We start from the raw sequence: 769 nt of genomic DNA on the forward strand, positions 1-769 counted from the left end.
GGTCATCCCCACCTTGTTGGTTACGAACACGTAGTCCGTAGTAAGCACCAGGTGATCTAATAAGTTGTGAAACGATTACTTTTTCTGAACCGTTAATTAAGAAAGTACCACCCTCTGTCATTAATGGAATAGCTCCAAAAAGAACTTCATTAGCTACAATACCGAAGTTTTTAGCTTTTTTAGCTTCAGCTTTTGATTTTGCATCTTTTGTTAAATCGTCAGCATTTTTAATTAGAAGTGCAACATCGATAGTTTCGATAATTTCACCTGTTTCGTGATTTGCAATTCTAATTTTTGTTTGTGTTTTATCTAGCATCTTGTCTAGTTCAACATCTTTAAGTTGTTCTAAACTTGAATCAGAAGGGTTTTCCTCATTGATACGTAGAAGGATTGCTTTAATCTTTGCTTCGTAAGTTGAACCTTTTTGTTTATGTTGTTTTAATCAACCATACTCATTTTTAGGCATTTGCTCAATCTCGTTTGAGAATTTAAGAGCAGTTTTTGAGTTGTTCTTTTTCTTAGCAAGCGCTAATCTTTTTTCTTTGTCTTTTCTTTGGTCGACTGGTGTGACGAATCCAAGAGTTTTACGTAAGAAGTGGATTGTTGTTTTTCCACTTGTTGATGTTATTGGGTAAATTGTTTGAATTGTTTTTTCAAGCCCCTCATTCAGAAGTTCGTTAAAAGATTTTCTTTGTACTTCTAGTAGATCTGGTGTTGCTAGATCGTTAGTAGTTTTAGAGTAATCTCTTCTTTCTGTAAGCGGTCCGAA

The 769-nt window shown here is 34.5% G+C and carries 1 pseudogene; it reads right to left on the reverse strand.

The features are described 5' to 3' along the window. Nucleotides 1-670, reverse strand: a pseudogene (locus C4B25_RS04670) (hypothetical protein); the annotation flags it as partial. Nucleotides 671-769 lie beyond the last annotated feature (99 nt).

It is taken from the genome of Mycoplasma todarodis, assembly GCF_004335995.1.
GTDB lineage: Bacteria > Bacillota_I > Bacilli_A > Mycoplasmatales > Metamycoplasmataceae > Mycoplasma_K > Mycoplasma_K todarodis.